Consider the following 20,225-nt stretch of genomic DNA (forward strand, 5'->3'; position numbering starts at 1 on the left):
AAAATAAGAATATGTTTATAAATATTGTTCTTATATCTATAAATTTGATAAATATTTAATAGAAACTACTTTTTACTGAAAATATATGCCAGAATCCTATGTTACGCTTGATGTTCAAAATTCCGTGGGAACCATCACGTTCTACACGCCTAATCATAATGCTCTACCTACTGAAATTCTAAAGAAATTAGAGCGTACCATTACCGAAGCTGGATCTCGTAGTGATTTGCGTGTACTGGTTATTCAAAGTGGGGGAGAGCGTACCTTTTGTGCGGGGGCAAGCTTTAATGAATTAATTGCTATCGAGAATGAATCGCAAGGCAAAGACTTTTTTATGGGTTTTGCCCGGGTGATCTTAGCAATGCGAAAATGCCCATTGCTTACTATTGTACGGGTGCAAGGCAAGGCGGTTGGCGGCGGTGTTGGTCTGGCTGCTGCTGCTGATTATTGTATGGCGACCAAATATGCTTCTATAAAATTGAGTGAGATCAGTATTGGGATTGGTCCGTTTGTTATTGGACCTGCGGTGGAACGTAAGATTGGCATTTCGGCATTTTCGCAAGTGACTATCAATGCGCAAGAGTTTTATTCCGCAGCATGGGCTCAAGAGTGCGGACTGTATGCTTCGGTTTTTGAAACTGTCGAAGCATTAGATCAAGCTATTGAAAAATTAGCTGGAGATTTAGCAACCTACAATCCGGAAGCTTTAACCGAAAGCAAAACGATGTTTTGGTCTGGTACTGAATCTTGGGACACCCTCTTAAAAACGCGAGCAGCAACAAGTGGTAAGTTGGTTTTATCAGACTTTACACGCAAAAAGCTTCAATCGTATGCATAAAAAAAGCCCTCAATAGAGGGCTTTTTTTATTGGCGCCGCCAAAGGGTTTAATGCTCCGAGGCTTGCCTCAAAATTGAAAATTTGTTTTCAACCAATGCCTCAAGGCTTACCCTGAGGTAGTTTACTACTTTAGCTCTTCTTAATTAGAAGCCATTTGTTTCGGTGGATATTCTTGCATAATCTCACCTACAATTTCGTTAATACGTTCTTGCTTACGCTCAACATTTCGCGCTAGATATCCGGTACCTTGACCTTGCCAAACCAGTTCTTTTTTGGTCGCATCGATCAGGTCAATGTATAGTGTACCTTCAGTAGTTCTGGAAACGGTGTTGCCAAAACCGCCGCCCCACGGTCCCCAAGGACCCCAGGCGCCCCAACCCCAACCGAAGTTGTTATATACATCTACGCGTTCTTCTGCTGTAGTAAAAATACTTACTAGAATAGATGGATTGTCAGATTTTACGAAGCCTTTAGCCATCATTTCGGTTTCGATTGCGCGTAAAATTCGTTTTTTATCTAAATCAGAAATTTCGGCTTTATCAATACCCGGTTTAAAAAATGCAAAGGTTTTGTAATTGGTAAAGTCAGCACTCTGATCATAATCAGAAGCCACTCGAACAGAACTACACGCCGATAGTACTGCGACAACAGCAAGTAGTAAAAAGGGTTTAATTTTTTTCATAATGACATATTTAAAGTTTGAATCAGCCGAAATAGAATAGATTCTATTCTAACTTATTAGCATCAACTATTATACCAAGAGTTCACTGATCACTCTCGATTTTTATTAAAACCATAAGGACAGTGGCGGCACCCGCTTTTACAACAGTAGCCCCGTTTTAAATGGTATTGCTCGGTAAAGCACTTATATCCTTCAGGTGTCAAATAATAATCTCCTTCTTCTAAAGGAATGCGTTGTTTAAAAGAACTCACGGTATTAAAGTTATGAAAAGAAACAGTAGTCTTACGTGAAAAAACGCTTAAAACTACCCCTAGATTGTATATTAGTGCAATTATAAGTTACCTATGCCAATTTATATTATTTTCCCTAAAATCTTTAAGCATTTTGCCGGCTGCGCACTCTGGCCCTTTGTGCTATTAAAAGATCCCAAATTAAAGCAAGACCCAATTTTTATAAATCACGAGCGTATTCATTTACGGCAACAGCAAGAACTTTTAATAGTTTTCTTTTATATCTGGTATAGCATTGAGTTTGTAATACACCTGATTCGTCTACAATCTCAATACGCCGCTTATCGCGCGATAAGTTTTGAGAAAGAGGCCTATGCAAAAGAAAACGACCTTAGCTATTTAAAGCAAAGGCCGGTCTGGAGCTTTTTAAGGTATTTGTGAGTTACTCACCAGCTTGGGTTGCATGGTCAACCTGCAATCCTAGTTGATTTTGAATGGCTAGAACTGCAGTTTCTAAATTTTCGATCTTTGATTTTTGTGAATCAATTAAAGTTTGTTGTTCTTGAATGGCCTTTACAAGGATGGGAATGATCTCCGTTATATTTACAGTGAGCGTTTCTTCGGCATCATCATTAATAGAACTAACGAGTATAGGTAAGATGTCGTTTAACTCTTGAGCTACAAAACCGTAATGCTTAGTCTCATTATCATCTTTATAATTGTACTTATATGGTTTAAGCTTTAAAATATCCTCTAAGCCCTTAGGTAGTTGTTGAATGTTTTCTTTCAATCTTAAATCAGAATCCTGGGTAGCTTGCCTATAATAGATACGATCGATATATAGGTTATTCCATCTTTGACCACTTAAACCAAGATTTTTTTGCCTTTCAGAGCGAGGATAGAAAGCAGATGAGCTCATGGTATAAGTTGCATTTGCATTATCACCTAAAGTATAGTCAATAACGCCGGTAGATTTAATGTTAATATCATCTTGGACATTTGTTCCCGAAAGATCATTTTCAATACCAATGGTCAATCTGCCGTTTTCAGAAGTTGAACCGTTAGGGCTACCGTCGTCTTCATATTTTATATAAGCATAATCACTACCAGGGTTATTAGTACTTTTAAAAACAATAGAAGATTCACCTCCACCATTTCCGTGCTCGAGTAATAGAGTACCAACAGGGCTAGCGCCACTAATAGCAGGAGCGGTGCCCGTAGCCTCATAAAGATGAAGAGCAGCAGCAGGGGCTGCGACGTTAATACCTATTCTACCATTATGAGTAGAGTTATCGAAGGCTAGTGTTCGTGTGTTTAGGTCAACAGTTCTGTTAGAAGTTAAAGTTCCGTTGGAAGAATAGAGATTATTTGACATACTAGCATTACCTGCAATTAGATTCCATTGATTGTTTCTCCAGTAATAAAATCCTGGAGTTACAGCATTGGATCCCGTTGTTGTTGCAGTATTATAAACCAATAAAGATTCTGGCATATTTGCTTGATTACCATAGATAGGAGCACTTGATGTGGTTGAGGTCAAATTAACTCTATTAATAAGTAAACCTTTATTGGTTTGCCCCATATCTAGGGCAGCTTGCTGATTAGGGCCTGTATTGCCAATACCCACAGAACCAGAAGCTACAAGGTTCAAATTATCTCGATCTGTATCAGATACTCCTGTGCCATCGTTAGCAATTCCTATTGTAAATAAACCATTTTCATTAGTGTCTCCATTCGTAGAGCCGTCGTCTTCATAACTTATATAGGCGTAATCACTACCTCTATTTGAGGCGCTCGGAAACACAATTGAAGAAACTCCCGAACCATTATTCTGTTCGTGTTCAATAACTAAGGAGCCGGTGGTTGCTGTTACCGGGTTATTTGAGGAGGTTAATGTGGCCATTCGGTTTTGATCAACGACAAAGGCTTCATTAGTACCTACAGCAAAGCCGTGGCCTACATCTGACGCCCAGAAAAATTCATCAGAGTATAATCCTGCAGGGGATAGGTATAAATAATTATTGTTTGCGCTGTTGTTTAAATAACCGAAAATATTGTTATTGAGATTGATCGTTCTAAAACCAGTTACAGTTCCGTTGTTCTCATAAATGTTTGAATCTGTTGGAGTGTCTGCATTGGTGGTTAATTTTACCCAGACACTTCCGTTCCAATAGTGAAAACCTTGATCTATCGCATTAGCACCTGAGCCTGCAGCCGTGCTATTAAAAATAAGTAAGCCCGTAGTAATTGGAGTTATTGTGGTGTTGTCGTTTAATCCTGTAAGTGTGATTCTCGGAATTAAGAGACCTTTATCTGTACTGGAGATGTCTAAAATAGCTCCATCATCAGGAGAAGTTGTACCTATACCCACCTGAGCTGAGGTTAGCGCATGGAATAATAGCATAAAGACAAAAGAGACTTTAGGGAGAATCTGTTTATTTTTCATGAAGTGTAGGGGTGTGAAGAATTTTAAAGCTGATCTAGTGGTTTGTAAATAAAGATTAATAATGCAAATATAAGGATATCAAAGATTATTCTTATAATTTAAACGATTAACTTACAGTTTTATACAGGTATATTATTTTGTTTTGATTGTAGTTTGATGTTGTGATGATTTCGCTATTTAGCAAAATTTTTTAATTGAGGAAATTAGAGAGTTTAGAATTAGCGATGAACAATGATTTGAAAATTATCACCATTCCCTCCGCCATAAGTCATCGTATATCCAAATTCACCGCCAAAACCTAACCCATAAACTCGAATTGTATGAGTGCCTGGAGGTAGCTGAACAAATCCAGAACCACCCAAGAAATATAGACCTGAAGCATAAGTTGGTATACCATCACCATTAGGGTCTGAATTATCTGGATTATTCGTGTAGGTTCCAGTATCAAGACCGAGGCGAACCCCATTGTTTACAGTAAACCACCCTCTATACATTCTTGCAGCACCATCAGTGACTGGTTGACGATTATATGTTGTAATTCCTACACCCATTTGATAAATTACTTCAACCAAAGATTGTTGAGAAAGTGTTATGGTAGTAGAGTAAAGCTCTAGTGTATTCCCAGCACCGTTATTTGATCTTATTTCAATCTCATTTATAAAATCATTTATATTAACCGGCATATAGGTTTGAACTAATGAAGGTCGTAAAACCATTGTACCATTATCATCAACATATACTGGCATAGGATCATTTTGGACATTAGAAGCGTTGTTAGCTCTATTCAAACCATCTACGCGTATTGTTGAGGTGTTTCCTGATATATGTAACTTTTAGCTGTATTGCTAATACCAACATTACCTGTAGAAGCAATATTAATGTCATCTTGATATTGATTTACACCGTCATTCTGAATACCTATTTCTAATAATGCATTTTCGTTTGTTGAACCATTTCCACTTCCATTATCAGAAAAGTTTAAATACCCGTAATCACTATTATTGTTAGCCCGACTTTTAAAAACTATTGACGAGGATCCGCCGGCATCTCCGTGTTCTAAAACTATAGTTCCATCACTAGGTGAAGCAGGAGTTCCTGTATTTTCAAAAATATGGAGTTTGGCTTGGGGATCGGCTAAGCCAATACCCACATCCTGATTGTTATCTAGAGTTAAAACAGGATCATTATCAATGTCAAAACGTAGTGCATTGAATGTCGTGAAGAGAAACGGGTCGTTATTATCAGAAACTGAAGCCCCTTCTAAGTTTAGGTAACGACCAACACCATTGTCAAATCGTAGAATATTTTCATCAAGATTGACCGTTCTCGTTTCTGGAAGACTTCCATCAGTAGTATAAATATTTTCTCCGGTGCCGCCTACAGCAACCCATTGTGTGCCGTCCCAGTAATAGAAGCCTTTACCGGTCGTAGTATTGGTATTGTACACCAGCAAACTTTCGCTGCTTGTAAGATCACCGGTAACAGGAGCTTGAGTGCTCAGGTCTGCAATATCGACTCGCGGAATTAAAATGCCTTTCTCTGCGCTCTCTATATCAAGTAGAGAACCTCCGGCAGGATTGGTGGTGCCAATACCCACTTGAGCATTGGATATAAACGGAAGTAAGAATACACTCAATACGAAACTGAGCTTGAGCATAGGGGGAATTGTTTTCATAACTTGGTCAATCTTAAGATTCGGGGGTAACCACAGTATTAAAAAGCTATATGACCGATAAACAAGTCATTAGACTGCAAAATTAAGTATTTTATCGAATTACTGTCAAGTTTTTAACCTGTATAATCATTCTATATAAGCGATTTTCTAGTTGAATATCAGTAAATAAAGTCAAAAAATGACTCGTGTACTTGTATAAAACCTTTATTCTTAAATTTGCTTTTAAAACTGCGGTATACTACTTAATACATACGAAAAATGAACGATTTAGGTTTTTTTACTTCTTTAGAAAATGAACCTCAGATTCAATATTTAAGTGATTCTTTGTATGAGGAATTTCATGTCGAGGTAGCTATTAAAAGGGAAGATCAGATCGATAGCTATGTTTCCGGTAACAAATTCAGAAAATTAAAATACAATGTGCTAGAAGCCACAAAACAACAGCACGATACTTTGCTCACTTTTGGAGGAGCGTATTCTAATCATATCGCTGCAGTAGCCAAAGCCGGATTGCTCTCAGGTTTCAAAACTATCGGAGTGATTCGTGGAGAGGAGCTTGCTCAAAACCATCGGGAGACGCTTCAGCATAATCCTACCTTAAGATTTGCTCAAGATTGCGGAATGCAATTTAAGTTTGTTTCACGCGAAGCGTATCGAGAAAAGCTTCAGCCCCAATTTTTACAGCAGTTAAAAGATGAGTTTGGCACTTTGTATTTAATTCCGGAAGGTGGAACCAATACTCTGGCCGTACAAGGTTGTACTGAAATCCTTTCAGAAGCGACTCAAGACTTTGATTATATCGCTTGTCCTGTTGGAACCGGAGGCACCATTGCAGGAATTATAGATGGCAGTTTTCCGCATCAAAAAATTTTAGGATTTCCGGCGTTGAAAGGTGATTTTCTAAATGCTGAAATTAAAAAATATACTGATAAAACCAATTGGGAACTTGTTAACGCATATCATTTTGGCGGTTATGCTAAAGTAAATCAAGATCTTGTAACCTTTATCAATGACTTTAAAAAGAAGCACGATATCTTGCTAGATCCGGTTTATACGGGTAAAATGATGTTCGGTCTCAGAGAACTTATCCGCAATGAGTTTTTCTCTAAAAATACCCGTATTTTAGCCGTTCATACAGGAGGCCTGCAAGGTATTGCCGGGATGAACCAAAAACTCTTGAAAAAAGGATTTCCACTGATTAGAATGTAATATGATTAAAAAAGTTCTTACTCTTTTTATTCTAAGTCTTTTGCTGATAGGTTGTGGCGGAAGCAAGCGTGCTGCTAAGCGTAAAGTAAGTGTTCGCCCCTCTCGCACTACTGAGACACGTACCGCAGCGCGTAATAATACTCCACCTGCCGAAACTACTAAGGAAATCGAAAGAGCTTATGTTTACGCTCCGTTTGACAAAGTAGAAGATTATATTGAGCATTTTGCCCCTATTGCTAAGGAAGAAATGCGACTTTATAAAATACCGGCGAGCATCACAATGGCTCAGGCTGTCTTAGAATCGGGCGCCGGAAATGGCAATTTGACTAAAAAAGCTAATAATCACTTCGGAATAAAATGTCATAACTGGACGGGAGATGTGGTGTATCATGATGATGACGAGAAGGGCGAATGCTTCAGAAAATATAGAGATCCTAAATATTCTTTTAGAGATCATTCCTTATTTCTAACAGGTAGAAGTAGGTATGCAGATTTGTTTGATCTGGAACCTGACGACTATAAAGGTTGGGCCCGCGGTCTGCGCAAGGCAGGTTATGCAACAGATAGAAAATATCCTGAAAAGCTCATTGCGATCATTGAACGATATGCGATGTACAACTATGATGCTGAGGTTTTAGGAACAAAAATTAAAGAATATAAACCCGAACCTTCAAATGCCGTGAGTATTCATACGGTAAAAAAAGGAGAAACACTTTATAGTATTTCACGTATGTATAACCTTACGGTAGATGAACTAAAAAAGAACAACGGGTTAAATAATAACACGATAAGTATTGGGCAGCAGTTAAATGTTACCCCACAGTATAATGGATTTTAATGATGATTTATAAAAGAAGTAGTGCACTATTTGCAGAAGCGCAAGAGGTAATCCCCGGCGGAGTAAACTCACCGGTAAGAGCTTTTAAAGCTGTTGGCGGGGATCCAATTTTTGTAAAAGAAGCAAAAGGTGCATATCTATTTGATGAAGACGGAAATAAATTAATTGACTACATCAACTCTTGGGGACCTATGATATTAGGTCACGCCTACCAGCCGGTGGTTGATGCGGTTATTGAAAGAACCAAGAAAGGAACTTCTTTTGGAACACCCACAGAATTGGAAACTGAGATTGCTAAGCTAGCAGTCAAAATGGTACCCGGTATTGATAAAATACGCTTTGTAAATAGCGGTACCGAAGCTTGTATGAGTGCGGTGCGTCTAGCACGTGGTTTCACTGGCAGAGATAAAATTATAAAGTTTGCCGGTTGCTACCACGGGCATTCTGATTCGTTTTTAATTCAAGCGGGGAGTGGTGCGGTGACTTTTGGTTCGCCTAATAGCCCCGGTGTAACTCAAGGTACGGCTAAAGATACTTTGCTTGCGGAATACAATAATCTAGATCAAGTGCGAGAGATCTTTGAAGCCAATAAAGATGAAATAGCTACGGTTATCTTAGAGCCGATTGCGGGAAACATGGGATGTATTCCTCCGGCTGAAGGTTTTCTTGAAGGATTGAAGGATTTATGTCAAGCTCACGGAGCGCTACTTATTTTTGATGAGGTGATGACCGGTTTTAGACTAGCTGCAGGTGGCGCACAGGAATTAACAGGCGTTCAAGCTGATATTGTAACCTTCGGGAAAGTAATAGGTGGTGGTTTGCCTGTAGGAGCTTTTGCTGCACGAAATGAAATTATGAACCACTTGGCTCCTTTAGGTCCGGTGTATCAGGCAGGAACTCTAAGCGGAAACCCTTTGGCAATGGCTGCCGGTTTAGCGATGCTTCAAGCTTTAGATCAGGATCGTGAAATTTTCAAACGACTTGAACAAAAAACCGAATACCTACAAAAAGGAATTGCTCAAGTATTAACTGAAAACAAAATCACGCATACGATTAATAGAGTGGGGTCGATGATTTCAGTACATTTTGCTGAAGAAGCAGTAACCGATTTTGCTTCGGCATCTGCGGGTGCTAACGAAACATTTAAAAAGTTTTTCCACGGGTTATTAGCAGAAGGGGTTTATATTGCTCCAAGTGCTTACGAGACGTGGTTTATAACTGACGCGTTGACTTATGAAGATCTTGATGCGACTATTGCGGCGGTAGCTAAAATTGCACCAACGCTTTAGTAGTGAATATGAAATAAAATAAAAATCCCCGCAATTCGCGGGGATTTTTTGTTGGTACTGCCAAAGGCTAAAATCCTTTTGGTCTTTACCTTGAAATAGAAAACCTGTTTTTTGGGATAAACCTATCTACGCCATTTAGCTTTCTGGTTGCGGTCGTGAGAACGTTCTCCACGTTTGCCATCGCGCATCGCCATACGGTCGTGACGCTTCATTTTAAGTTTACGCCATTCGTCAAACTGCTCTTCATTTAAAATATTTTGCATTTTTTCTTGATGTGCAATTTGCTTATCTAACATTTCAGAATGTCTTTCTTTGATAGATTCGCGCATTGCTGCAATTTCTTCTTCTGTAGGTTTTACACCTTTTTCACGAGTACTTTTCTTAGCAGCACGTTCTTCCCATTGGGCTTTACGCTCTTTAGCTTCTGCAAGCTGAAGATCATAAACTTGCTTTTGTTGTTTATCATCAAGTACAAGGGCTAGAGTCAAACGTTTAGTTTGTAATTCAGCCATTTCTTCAGGTGTAGCATCCATCATTTTTTTGAAACGCTCCCCACGCGGCTGTTCCTGTGCAAAAGTTGTTGTAGCAACAAATAATGCGGCAATTGCGATCAATTTTTTCATATCCATTAATTTTTATGTTATATCTCTATGACTTTGATAATTTCAAAAGGTTTATTTGCCTAGGATACTTTTAACATTCTTTAAACTAAAAGCCCGACTCAATACTGAATCGGGCTTTTAAATTATTTAGAAAAGTCTGTGATTAATCTATTAGAGTAACCGTAAGGTTTTCACCTTCTTTCTCAACTTTAGCTAGCTTTTGTTTGGTAAGGCCTTTAATGCCTTTATCCCATTTTTTATTGCTTAACCCGGAAGCTTCTTTTAAAGTGTCTAGTGAAAGATTTTTTTCCTTCTTGAGAATATTAAAAATGGTTTTTTCTTCTTCAGTCAATTCTACCTTCTTACGTTCAGGTTTCATTTGCGGGAAGAATAATACCTCTTGAATAGATTGATTATTGGTCAAGAACATAATCAAGCGATCCATCCCAATCCCTAAACCAGAAGTTGGTGGCATTCCGTATTCAAGTGCTCTTAAGAAATCCTGATCAATAAACTCTGTCGCTTCATCATCTCCTTTTTCCGCAAGTTTAAGTTGCTCTTCAAAACGCTCGCGTTGATCGATAGGATCGTTTAACTCTGAATACGCATTGGCTATTTCCTTACCGCAAACCATAAGTTCAAAACGCTCAGTAAGCTCAGGGTTTTCACGATGTTCTTTACACAACGGACTCATTTCTTTAGGGTAGTCTGTGATAAATGTAGGCTGTATAAAGTTGCCTTCACATTTCTCACCAAAGATCTCATCAATGAGTTTCCCTTTACCCATAGTTTCATCAACTTCAAGGCCCATTCCTAGAGCAGCCTCACGAAGTTCAGATTCAGACTTACCTGTGATATCATAACCGGTAAATTGTTTGATCGCATCGGTCATAGTTACACGTGCGTAGGGTGCTTTAAAGTCTACTTTGTGTTGACCAAAAGTAGCTTCAGTAGTACCGTTAACCGCTGTTGCGCAATGCTCAAGTAGTTTTTCAGTAAAGGCCATCATCCAGTTGTAGTCTTTATAGGCTACATAAATTTCCATTGCCGTAAATTCTGGATTATGCGTACGGTCCATTCCCTCATTTCTGAAGTTTTTAGAGAACTCATAAACTCCATCAAAACCACCAACGATCAATCTTTTTAGATACAATTCATTGGCAATTCTCAAATACAACGGAATGTCTAAAGCATTATGATGGGTAACAAAAGGTCGTGCTGCAGCACCTCCCGGAATAGATTGTAGGATAGGTGTTTCTACCTCAAAATATCCCTTGTCGTTGAAGAAATTACGCATTGCAGCAAAAAGCTTGGTGCGTTTTACAAATACGTCTTTAACTTTTGGATTGACCACAAGATCTGCATAGCGCTGGCGATAGCGCATTTCAGGATCGTTGAATTTGTCAAATTCGTTTCCATCTTTATCCACTTTAGGCAAGGGAAGCGGTTTAAGCGCTTTACTAAGCAGCGTGAATTGTTTAACCATCACGGTTTTCTCACCTACTTGAGTGGTAAAAAGTTCACCTTCAATACCTATAAAATCACCAATATCGAGTAACTTTTTGTAGACGTCATTGTACTGGGTTTTATCCTCTCCCGGGCAGATCTCATCACGATTAAAATACACTTGAATACGACCGGTTGAATCTTGCAACTCTGCAAAAGAGGCTTTACCTTGAATTCTACGAGACATCAATCTGCCGGCGATAACCACCTTCTTACCGTCTTCAAAATCCTGTTTTATCTTCGCTGAAGTGTGATCTACCGGATACAAATCTGCCGGATATGGGTTTATGTTTAATTTGCGTAAACCTGCCAGTTTCTCGCGTCTGATAATTTCCTGTTCTGAAAGTTGCATAATGCTGTCTGTATTTAAGCCCGCAAATATAGCAACTCGCAGCCGAGAAATCAATAACTGTAACGAAAGCTTAGTAATTGTGTCTTATAGACCATCAATCATCATAAATCAAATCAAAAATGAGTTTTTTTAGGGCGTTAATCGCCATCTTTTTGCCGCCTTTATCGGTTCTTGATAAAGGGTGCGGCTCTGTATTATTAGTAACCCTGCTATGGTTTTGTGGCTGGATTCCCGGTGTTATTGCAGCATTAATTATCGTAAACCGGCGCTAATCATCTTAGTTACTGATCTTCTTAGAGGTTATGCACAGGCTAAAATGTATTGTATCTTTGCAGTATGAATAAGCAAGTAGAAGTACAGGATTTAGGAAATCACGACTACAAGGAAGTCTGGGATTATCAAGAGCAACTGTTTAAAGATATTTTAGATCTAAAAATTAAGAACAGACGCGAAGAAACTGATTTTGCCACCCCTAATCACTTTTTATTTGTAGAACATCCGCACGTGTATACCTTAGGGAAGAGCGGTGATATAAGTAATTTGTTGGTTTCTGAAGAGCAACTCAAAGCCAAAAATGCTACCTTTTACAAGATTAATAGAGGAGGAGATATCACGTATCACGGTCCTGGTCAAATTGTGGGATATCCAATTTTAGACCTTGAAAATTTCTTTACTGATATTCATAAATACTTAAGGCTTCTGGAGGAAACTATCATCTTAACTTTAGCAGAATATGGTTTGAAAGCCCAACGTTCTGATGGGGAAACCGGTGTGTGGCTTGATGTAGGAACTCCGTTTGCGAGAAAGATCTGTGCCATGGGCGTACGCGCCAGTAGATGGGTTACTATGCATGGTTTTGCATTTAATGTTAATGCTAATCTTGGTTATTTTGATAATATAATCCCTTGCGGAATTAAAGAAAAAGCTGTGACCTCGCTTAATGTAGAACTCGGTCGTAGTGAAGTGCCTTTAGAAGAAGTAAAGCCAATATTACTTAAACATTTTGCCGATTTATTTGAAGCAGAGTTGGTGGAAAAGGCCTCTGTGTAATCAGAATTTTAGATCAGTGAGGAGATTGATTCCGGTTATCGCACCCTCTACATTATAATCTACTTGCTTTACAAGTCCAATATCTTGGGCAAACCATTGTTTAACGCTTCCGGTGTTGTTGTTGCGTGGTTTCATATGTGTTTTGGCTTCGATCAGGTAACAGTCAAAAGTACCTGCCGGAGTGTTAATGGTTTCTTTTGCAGTAACTATTCTATCGGTTAAAAAATAATGAAGTCTATGAGTGATGGGCGCTACTTCAACTTCAATTTCATAAGCCGCATTGCTCAATTTTTGACCTACATCAAGTTTTTTAGGAATGGCTATGCTGCTTGCTGAAGCATCAAAATTCATATTGCTGTATTCTTCAAAAACATACGCAGGAATGATGTTGCGGTTGTTGATCAATAAAGTCGAATCAGCGCATTCTAACGAATAATAATTTTGAGGTTCTTGGGTTGGTGCATCTTTATCAATTTGTGCAATGATCGCTTTGCGTCCTGAAAGCGTATTGAAGGTTGAAGAAACATTAAAATTTGTAACCGCAACTAAAGTGTTAGAAGTTCCGTAAGCGGTGATTTCAAAAGAAGTTTTTTCGGTTAATTTTTGATTTTCAGCGCAAAGATTTTGAGCACTAGAAAAAAGGCTATAAAGCAAACTAATAATAAAAAGGGCTGAAGTTTTCATAGGCTGTTATTTAAGTCCATAATTTTAAATGGAAACAGCATTACAGAAACATCTAGGAGGCGGCTCTGTATTCAGGGAAGCTATTTAGCTATAAAGGTACTAAGATAAAAGCTCAGATTTAGGGGTGAAAATCCCTTTTAACACTTTGAAAAACAGTTTGTTTAGGTTTAGTTGATCTGATAGATCAACACACTGTCTGACTCTCCTTTAACCGTTAAACCTAAGTCTTTAGAATTGTGCAACGTGCCAAAATCTAACTCCGAAGCTCCATAAACAGGGAAATTGGAAAGCAAGGTTCCTTTGCTGGTGTAGAGAAAAGATTTATTATTCTGTAAGTCAGTTATAGCAACGTAATAAGAATTTTTAGCCTTAATAACCTTAAGACCGGTGTAAAGTCCTAAGTCTATTGGAATTGCTTTTTGGTTAATACTAAGTTGCTCGGGGAGCAGGAGTGCTTCGGTTGAGTTAAGACGATCGTACTGAATTTCAGAACCGCTACCTAGCGCTTTTCGGCTTGTTTTTCCGCTTTGCGAAATAGTGACTAAGGAGCCATTCTTCTCACGGACTAAAAATGCCGAACCGTTTTCAAAAATTGGACTTTCAGCAAAGTCAAATGTTTCCTTAAGTGGAATTCGCGTCTCGCCGCGACGATTTAAAATCTCTAGTTTCCCAGAGGTTAATTGAACCATAATATAATCTTTAGACCCTAAGCGGATGTGTTGAGGCGCTTTAAAAAGAGTAGTGGGCGCTTCGGTGTAGTCAAAACCTTTGACCTTATTGGCTTCCCGATCAAGCATCGTTAAAGTGTTTCCTTGTGTGATCACAAAACGATAGTCTCTACTGCCACTATAATCAAATACGGCAAGAGGCTGAGTAATGTTGCTGTAATTGAGGTCAAAAGGTTTAACAACAGTACCGTCACTGGCAATAATGTAGAAGTGCGACGGCGTTGTAAAGGCATATTGCAACCTGCCATTTTTATAGAGATCCACTTGTTGAATTTTGCCTAAAACGGGTCCGTCTAATTCCTTTTTCCATTCAATTTTACCATTTGCATCTATATGATATAGCGTATTGCCAATATCTTGAACAAGAATATTTTGACCTTTAGTACGATAGTTTCTAAGCATTTGCGGAGCATTCAAAAGGTCCTGATCAAGCTGAACGCTCGCAGTCTGAACCACTTGAGCTGTAGTATTAGCTGCTGAAATTTTATCTACACGCGCATTTACATAAGTAAAATCATCAGCTTGAACCAATTGCACCATTGCAGCCGGGAATTGGTCAAAATCAATTGCTTTTAGTTTTTTTGCTTCGGTTTTTGAGACTTTACCAGAGAGGTAAGTAGCTAATAAATTGGTGTTACCGTAATAAGTAAGTGTTGAAGCATCACTCATTTTTTTAGCAAGCGTGTTGTAGGCTGGCGTTTTCTTTAAAAGCGCTTCGTTTTGATAATTAGCGATATAATCTTTGATAAGGTCTTGCGATTGAGCAAAAGCTATAAGATTACCTAGCGTACAATAATAGTTTACGGTGGGAGGGTTCAAAAGCTCTTTAAAAGTGCTTTTAATAAAAGTAGAATCAGATATTTTATAAATATCTAATGCTCTAAATGTTTCAGATTTGGTCGAAATGGGCGCAAGTGCCTTTTCGGAAATCGTAATATCATTACTGTAATTGAGTAGTAGATTTTGTTCATTAGTGTAGACCACTGCGAGCTCATTGATCGAAGCAAAGTAGTCTTCCAAAGGCACAGAAAAATCCTTGACTGAAGCATTTCGTTTTTTAGCAAGATTGTTTTTGTAGGTTTCCCATTCCTCATACTGAAAACCAATTACACCTCGGCATTGCGCCGGTGCATTAGGAATAAGTTTAGAGGGTGCCGGGTTCAAGTCTTGTAAAAGGTCAAAAGTTTGTTTGCCATTTTGTTCAGAAGTCACGACTCCACTTAAGCTTAAAGCTGTCTTGGTGTCCAGATCAATATCAAGCGCCAACCATTGAAAAGGAATTTCCGAATCTAAAAATTTGAAATCAGGAATTATGGTTTTAAATAACCTTTTGAAATAAGAACCACGCACATATATATTCGGACTGCCATTATCACTGGTCTTGATCATCTGCTCTAACGAGAGATCAATAGGATCCCGTCCTGTATTGTTTTGAAGGATTGTGTTTTCGAGGATCAGTTTTGAAGTACTTGCAATAAAAATATCCTCATTGTTCAAAAAGTAAACCGGAGATTTTGTTGAAGTGATGGTGTTTACGGTGGTTTCCTCATACTCGTAAGAAGTGATATTTTTAGTAAAAACAGAATCTGTTTGTAGGAGCTTCGGGTGATTTTTAGTGATGAATGCTAGATCAAAATCATTATCTCCAAGAGCAACAAACGCAAGATATGCATCGTCCTTTGGCGTGAATTTTTTAAGCAGGTCTGCATACTCTAGAAGTGTATTGTAGAAATCGGTTTCATTTAAAACAGCCGAGGGTTCATTGATTTTAAGCGTTTCATTGAAAGTATCCCAATCAGGTATTCTAAGAATAGCTGCAGATTTTTGAGGGATGAGATGCAGTAAATTGGTATTAGTAGTTGGTGTTTGTTTGCAGTTAGTGATTAAGAACAAAAGTGCGAACGCTAAAGCAAGTCTCCTCATTAGAATACATTTTAAACACAGCAAAGGTAAGTACTCTTAAGTCAGAATATATGTTTACACAACCTTAAATGTCAAGCCGAAGCTGCTCAGGTAATTGTTTGAAACTTTTACGATGATGAGGGGTAAGTCCGTATGCTTTGATAGCTTCTCGATGCTCTTTAGTGGGGTATCCCTTATTTTTCTTCCAGTTGTATTGCGGAAATTGCATATGCAAGTCCGTCATATATCGATCCCGTTCCGTTTTAGCTAAAACCGATGCAGCAGCGATAGATAAAAATTTGCTGTCGCCTTTTATGATGCATTCGTGTGAGCAATCTTTATAAGGCTTAAAGCGATTACCATCAACTAAAATGTGTTGGGGCTCTTGTTGCAACTGTTCTATAGCCAGGTGCATCGCCTTTATTGATGCATTAAGGATATTAATAGTGTCAATCTCATCCGGAAAAACGTGAGCAATGCCATAAGCAAGAGCTTCTTTTTCAATTATAGGCCGCAATAATTCACGAGATTTGTGATTAAGTAATTTTGAATCTGTTAAGGTTTTATTAACAAAAGAGTCGGGTAGAATAACGGCCGCAGCAGTGACGGGACCTGATAAACAGCCTCTTCCAGCTTCATCGGTACCGCATTCTATTAATTTATTTTGTGAACGTAATTTCAAAATCATAGAGGTGCAAAATAGAACTATTTTCAAAATTGCTCAGCGAAGAAGCTCTTAAAGAGTTGAATTTTAAAAAATTATGTGCTTATTAAAATATTTTTTGAAAATACTTTGATTAGCTGAGTATCTGTTAAATAAAAGCTAATTAAAACGTTTATTTTAATTATTTACTATGTTAAATCTTAAATGTATCTAAAAATTCGTTGTAATTCTAAGAAACTTTTAAGATGTTTGCGATGGCTAATTCAAATAAATAAATTTATGAAATCAAAAATTACGTGGTGCTTTGCGCTAGGTTTACTGTTTTTAACACAGTTGACATTCGCTCAGCAAAAAACTGTTACTGGTACAGTAACTGACGGCAATAGTATGCCGCTACCAGGGGTAAACATTGTGGTTCAAGGAACCAGTGTTGGTACTCAAACTGACTTTGATGGGAATTATTCTATCAGCGCAGAGCAAGGGCAGAACCTTGTTTTTTCTTACATTGGTTTTCAAGATCAAGTAGTGGCCGTAGGAGCTTCTTCAACTATCAGTGTTTCTATGCAAGCAGGTGAGGAGTTAGATGAGGTGGTGGTTACTGGTTTTGGTAATGTTTCTAAAACATCATTTGCAGGTTCAGCAAAAGTTGTAGGCGGTGAACAAATCTCAAAGAAGTCTTTTTCAAACGTTTCTCAGGCACTAGCGGGAGAGGCAGCTGGAGTTGCAGTATTTAACACAACTGGTCAGCCTGGTAGTACTTCGCAAATTAGAATCCGCGGTTTTGGATCTATCAATGGTAGTAATGATCCTCTTTATGTAGTTGATGACGCTCCATTTGGAGGAAGTCTTAATGATATCAATCCTAATGATATCAAATCGGTTACTATTCTTAAGGATGCATCTGCAACATCACTGTATGGTGCGCGAGGTGCAAATGGGGTAATTGTAATTACAACTAAGAAAGGTAAGGGTGAAGCAAGTCGTTTAAATGTGTCAATCAAAACCGGTACAAACTATCAAGGTATTGACAGATATGAAACAATTAGTTCTCCTGAAGAATATATTGGAATTTCTTGGGAAGGAATCTATCAAAGAGGTTTGTTAGAAAACGACGGTGATCAAGCTGCCGCAATCGACTATGCAAATGCCAACTTATTCGAAGGGGCTAATGCAGATGTTTCTGATATTTCGCCTGTATATAATATGTGGAATATTGGAGGAAGTGGAGCTGATGCCGTTGCACAGTTAATTGATCCTGCAACAGGAAGAGTTCGTCCTGGTGTTACAAGAAGATACACTCCAGAGCGCTGGGAAGATTTTGCTTTTCAAAGTTCTAATAGAACAGAAGCAAACGTTTCTGTATCAAACAGTGGAGAAAAGTCTTCAGTATATGCTTCATTCGGTTTTATCGATGATATAGGTTACGCAAGCAACACAGACTATCAGCGATTAAATGGTCGTGTTACTGCAACAAACAATATTTTAGATATTATTGATTTAACTACCACTATTAACTATGCTCAAAGTGAGCAAAACAATAATGGTACTGGTTCTTCTTCATCTTCACAATTCTGGTGGATTGATAACATACCACCTATCTATCCATTATTCCGTAGAGATGCAGATGGTAACAGAATTCCTGATCCTATCTATGGAGGGTTCTTATATGATTATGGTTTAGAAGATGGTCGTGGTTTTGGTTTTGCTACCAATGGTGTGGCTGATTCTCAAATCAACATCAGTAATAATAAAGGTAACGCTGTTAACTTTAACAATGACTTCAAATTAACTTTATTTGATGGTTTAACTTTAGAGAACAACTTTGCGTTCCAATATTACATGAACGATAATACTACGCTAAACGAGCCGTTCTATAGTCCTTCACAAGGGGATGGTGGTAGAATTGACAGATCAAGATCTGAAACTCAAAACTATACGCTTAGAACTGGATTACGTTACAATAAGCGTTTTGGAGAATTTAATGTTTCTGCATTCCTTTCTCACGTTGCGACAGCTTACGAGTTTAACTACTTGCTAGCGAGCCGTTCTAATCTTGTAACTCCTTTTGGTCCAAACATCTCTAATGGTGTTGTAAATAACCCAAGTGACGGTTATACAAGAGACGAAAGAACGGAAAGCTATATTGCAAATGCAACTGTAGATTTTGCAAACAAGTATTTCTTAAATGGTACTTTCAACAGAGATGCTTCTTCACGTTTTGTAAATAATAAATGGGGTAATTTCTACTCTGTTGGTGCTGCTTGGGTATTAACTCAAGAAGAATTTTTAAATAGCTCTAGCTTTGTAGACTTCTTAAAGTTAAAAGCAAGTTATGGTGTTCTTGGTAACTCTGGAGGTATAGGTCTATATCCTGGTTATAATTTATATTCTATCAATAACCTAAACGATAATATCTCTTTAGCGTTTACTACAAGAGGTAACCCAGATCTTACTTGGGAGAGTTCAAACCAGTTTAACGTAGGTGCTGAGTTTGAATTAGGGAACTTCATCGATGGTTCTGTAGAATACTATAGAAAAAGTACAACAGATATGTTCTTTACAAGAAACGTAGGACCTTCAAATGGATTTGCTAACATTCGTGTAAATGACGGTGAGATGCTAAACTCAGGTGTTGAATTTGATTTAGATTTCAAAGTTGTAGATAATGGTAAATTCCGTTTTAATGTTGGAATTAATGGAGCATTGTTAAGCAACGAACTTGTAGCGCTTCCTATCGATCCTACTACAGGTGAGGAGCAAAGATTTGATCAAGATGGTAGCTACGGTCGTACTGCTGGTAGATCTTTATATGACTGGTATATGCCGGTTTACGCAGGTGTAAACAGTGAAAACGGTGCTGCTCAATGGGAGCGTTACTTTGATGACGTTGATAATAACGGTGTTTACGGAGGAGATGATGTGATCATTACTTCATTAACAGGTTATATGAATGATAACCCAGATGCAAATATTGCTCAGGATATCACAGAAGTATATTCTGAAGCAGCAGATAAGTTTATTGATAAGACTGCAATTCCTGACATTACTGGATCTTTCCGTTTAAATGCAGAGTACGCAGGGTTCTCTCTTAGCGCTCTATTTGCATACTCTTTAGGAGGATACTCTTATGATGGAGCTTATGCTTCTTTGATGGATAACGATTATGCAGGTACAAATAACTTGCACGTAGATATCAGAGATCGTTGGATGTCACCTGGAGATGTTACAGATATTCCAAGACAAGATGCTAGATTCCAAATTCAGCAAAGTGCTACTTCAACACGTTTCTTGACTAAAGCTGATTTCTTAGCTTTAAACAATATCCGTTTAGGTTATACATTGCCATCTACATTTGTTGATAAAATGGGGCTTTCAAATCTTGATTTATTCATAACTGGTGATAACCTTGCATTCTGGTCTGCAAGAAAAGGTTTTAACCCTTCTACATCAGCTACGGGTAACTCTAACTTTTATAGCTATGCACCACTTTCTACTATTGTATTTGGTGTTAATTTAACTTTATAAAAAAT

At 38.1% G+C, this 20,225-nt stretch carries 18 protein-coding genes; 8 read left to right on the forward strand and 10 right to left on the reverse strand.

Translation table 11 applies throughout. From position 1 onward, the window contains the following. Positions 1–85 precede the first annotated feature (85 nt). Positions 86–838 (forward strand): enoyl-CoA hydratase/isomerase family protein, encoded by a 753-nt coding sequence (locus LDL79_RS10420; RefSeq protein WP_225597664.1) that lies wholly within the window; start codon positions 86–88, stop codon positions 836–838. Between the two features lie 139 nt (positions 839–977). Here LDL79_RS10420 and LDL79_RS10425 read toward each other — a convergent pair whose 3' ends face one another. Both LDL79_RS10425 and LDL79_RS10430 read right to left on the reverse strand, forming a co-directional pair. Beyond that, positions 978–1,520, reverse strand: coding sequence for a DUF4136 domain-containing protein (locus tag LDL79_RS10425; protein ID WP_225597665.1), 543 nt, complete (start codon positions 1,518–1,520; stop codon positions 978–980). Positions 1,521–1,609: 89 nt separating this feature from the next. Further along, positions 1,610–1,771, reverse strand: coding sequence for a C1orf53 family protein (locus LDL79_RS10430; RefSeq protein WP_225597666.1), 162 nt, complete (start codon positions 1,769–1,771; stop codon positions 1,610–1,612). 93 nt (positions 1,772–1,864) lie between these two features. On the opposite strand from LDL79_RS10430, the gene LDL79_RS10435 reads away from it, so the two are divergent. Next, positions 1,865–2,191, forward strand: a complete 327-nt coding sequence (locus LDL79_RS10435; protein ID WP_225597667.1) for a hypothetical protein — start codon at positions 1,865–1,867, stop codon at positions 2,189–2,191. 1 nt (position 2,192) lies between these two features. Here LDL79_RS10435 and LDL79_RS10440 read toward each other — a convergent pair whose 3' ends face one another. From LDL79_RS10440 to LDL79_RS10450, 3 genes are all read right to left on the reverse strand, one after another. Beyond that, a complete protein-coding gene (locus tag LDL79_RS10440; RefSeq protein ID WP_225597668.1) occupies positions 2,193–4,196 on the reverse strand; it encodes a tail fiber domain-containing protein in 2,004 nt (667 codons plus the stop codon). Positions 4,197–4,414: 218 nt separating this feature from the next. Further along, positions 4,415–4,942, reverse strand: a complete 528-nt coding sequence (locus LDL79_RS10445) for a hypothetical protein (RefSeq protein WP_225597669.1) — start codon at positions 4,940–4,942, stop codon at positions 4,415–4,417. 47 nt (positions 4,943–4,989) lie between these two features. Beyond that, positions 4,990–5,871 carry a hypothetical protein gene (locus LDL79_RS10450; protein WP_225597670.1) on the reverse strand — a complete coding sequence of 294 codons (882 nt, stop codon included), beginning with the start codon at positions 5,869–5,871 and terminating at the stop codon, positions 4,990–4,992. 258 nt (positions 5,872–6,129) lie between these two features. Between LDL79_RS10450 and LDL79_RS10455 the strand changes: the two genes are divergently transcribed. From LDL79_RS10455 to hemL, 3 genes are read left to right on the forward strand one after another with little or no spacing between them, the layout of a single operon-like run. Beyond that, a complete protein-coding gene (locus LDL79_RS10455; RefSeq protein ID WP_225597671.1) occupies positions 6,130–7,080 on the forward strand; it encodes a 1-aminocyclopropane-1-carboxylate deaminase/D-cysteine desulfhydrase in 951 nt (316 codons plus the stop codon). 1 nt (position 7,081) lies between these two features. Continuing rightward, positions 7,082–7,918 (forward strand): glucosaminidase domain-containing protein, encoded by an 837-nt coding sequence (locus LDL79_RS10460; protein ID WP_225597672.1) that lies wholly within the window; start codon positions 7,082–7,084, stop codon positions 7,916–7,918. Between the two features lie 2 nt (positions 7,919–7,920). Further along, positions 7,921–9,207: a glutamate-1-semialdehyde 2,1-aminomutase gene (gene hemL, locus LDL79_RS10465; RefSeq protein ID WP_225599965.1), complete on the forward strand. Its 1,287-nt coding sequence runs from the start codon at positions 7,921–7,923 to the stop codon at positions 9,205–9,207. 122 nt (positions 9,208–9,329) lie between these two features. Here hemL and LDL79_RS10470 read toward each other — a convergent pair whose 3' ends face one another. Both LDL79_RS10470 and lysS read right to left on the reverse strand, forming a co-directional pair. Next, the gene (locus tag LDL79_RS10470; protein ID WP_225597673.1) at positions 9,330–9,830 is read right to left on the reverse strand and encodes a DUF4890 domain-containing protein; all 501 of its coding nucleotides are present in this window, start codon (positions 9,828–9,830) and stop codon (positions 9,330–9,332) included. Positions 9,831–9,972: 142 nt separating this feature from the next. Then, a complete protein-coding gene (lysS, locus tag LDL79_RS10475; RefSeq protein ID WP_225597674.1) occupies positions 9,973–11,667 on the reverse strand; it encodes a lysine--tRNA ligase in 1,695 nt (564 codons plus the stop codon). 119 nt (positions 11,668–11,786) lie between these two features. Here lysS and LDL79_RS10480 point away from each other — a divergent pair, with 119 nt between their 5' ends. Then, positions 11,787–11,939, forward strand: coding sequence for a YqaE/Pmp3 family membrane protein (locus LDL79_RS10480; protein WP_072984927.1), 153 nt, complete (start codon positions 11,787–11,789; stop codon positions 11,937–11,939). A 64-nt stretch (positions 11,940–12,003) separates the two neighbouring features. After that, entirely contained in the window at positions 12,004–12,717 is a 714-nt protein-coding gene (gene lipB, locus LDL79_RS10485; protein WP_225597675.1) for a lipoyl(octanoyl) transferase LipB, read from the forward strand. Here the strand turns inward: lipB and LDL79_RS10490 are convergent, their stop codons facing one another. The 3 genes from LDL79_RS10490 to LDL79_RS10500 form a co-directional block, all read right to left on the reverse strand. Next, complete coding sequence (locus LDL79_RS10490; protein WP_225597676.1) at positions 12,718–13,401, reverse strand: TapB family protein; 684 nt, start codon at positions 13,399–13,401, stop codon at positions 12,718–12,720. 167 nt (positions 13,402–13,568) lie between these two features. After that, on the reverse strand, positions 13,569–16,052 hold the full coding sequence (locus LDL79_RS10495; protein WP_225597677.1) for a hypothetical protein: 2,484 nt from the start codon (positions 16,050–16,052) through the stop codon (positions 13,569–13,571). Between the two features lie 64 nt (positions 16,053–16,116). After that, on the reverse strand, positions 16,117–16,719 hold the full coding sequence (locus LDL79_RS10500) for a ribonuclease HII (protein WP_225597678.1): 603 nt from the start codon (positions 16,717–16,719) through the stop codon (positions 16,117–16,119). A 255-nt stretch (positions 16,720–16,974) separates the two neighbouring features. Here LDL79_RS10500 and LDL79_RS10505 point away from each other — a divergent pair, with 255 nt between their 5' ends. Further along, positions 16,975–20,220, forward strand: coding sequence for a SusC/RagA family TonB-linked outer membrane protein (locus LDL79_RS10505; protein ID WP_225597679.1), 3,246 nt, complete (start codon positions 16,975–16,977; stop codon positions 20,218–20,220). The last annotated feature ends 5 nt before the right edge of the window (positions 20,221–20,225 follow it).

Source organism: Leeuwenhoekiella palythoae (genome assembly GCF_020310025.1).
Taxonomy (GTDB): Bacteria; Bacteroidota; Bacteroidia; order Flavobacteriales; family Flavobacteriaceae; genus Leeuwenhoekiella; species Leeuwenhoekiella palythoae.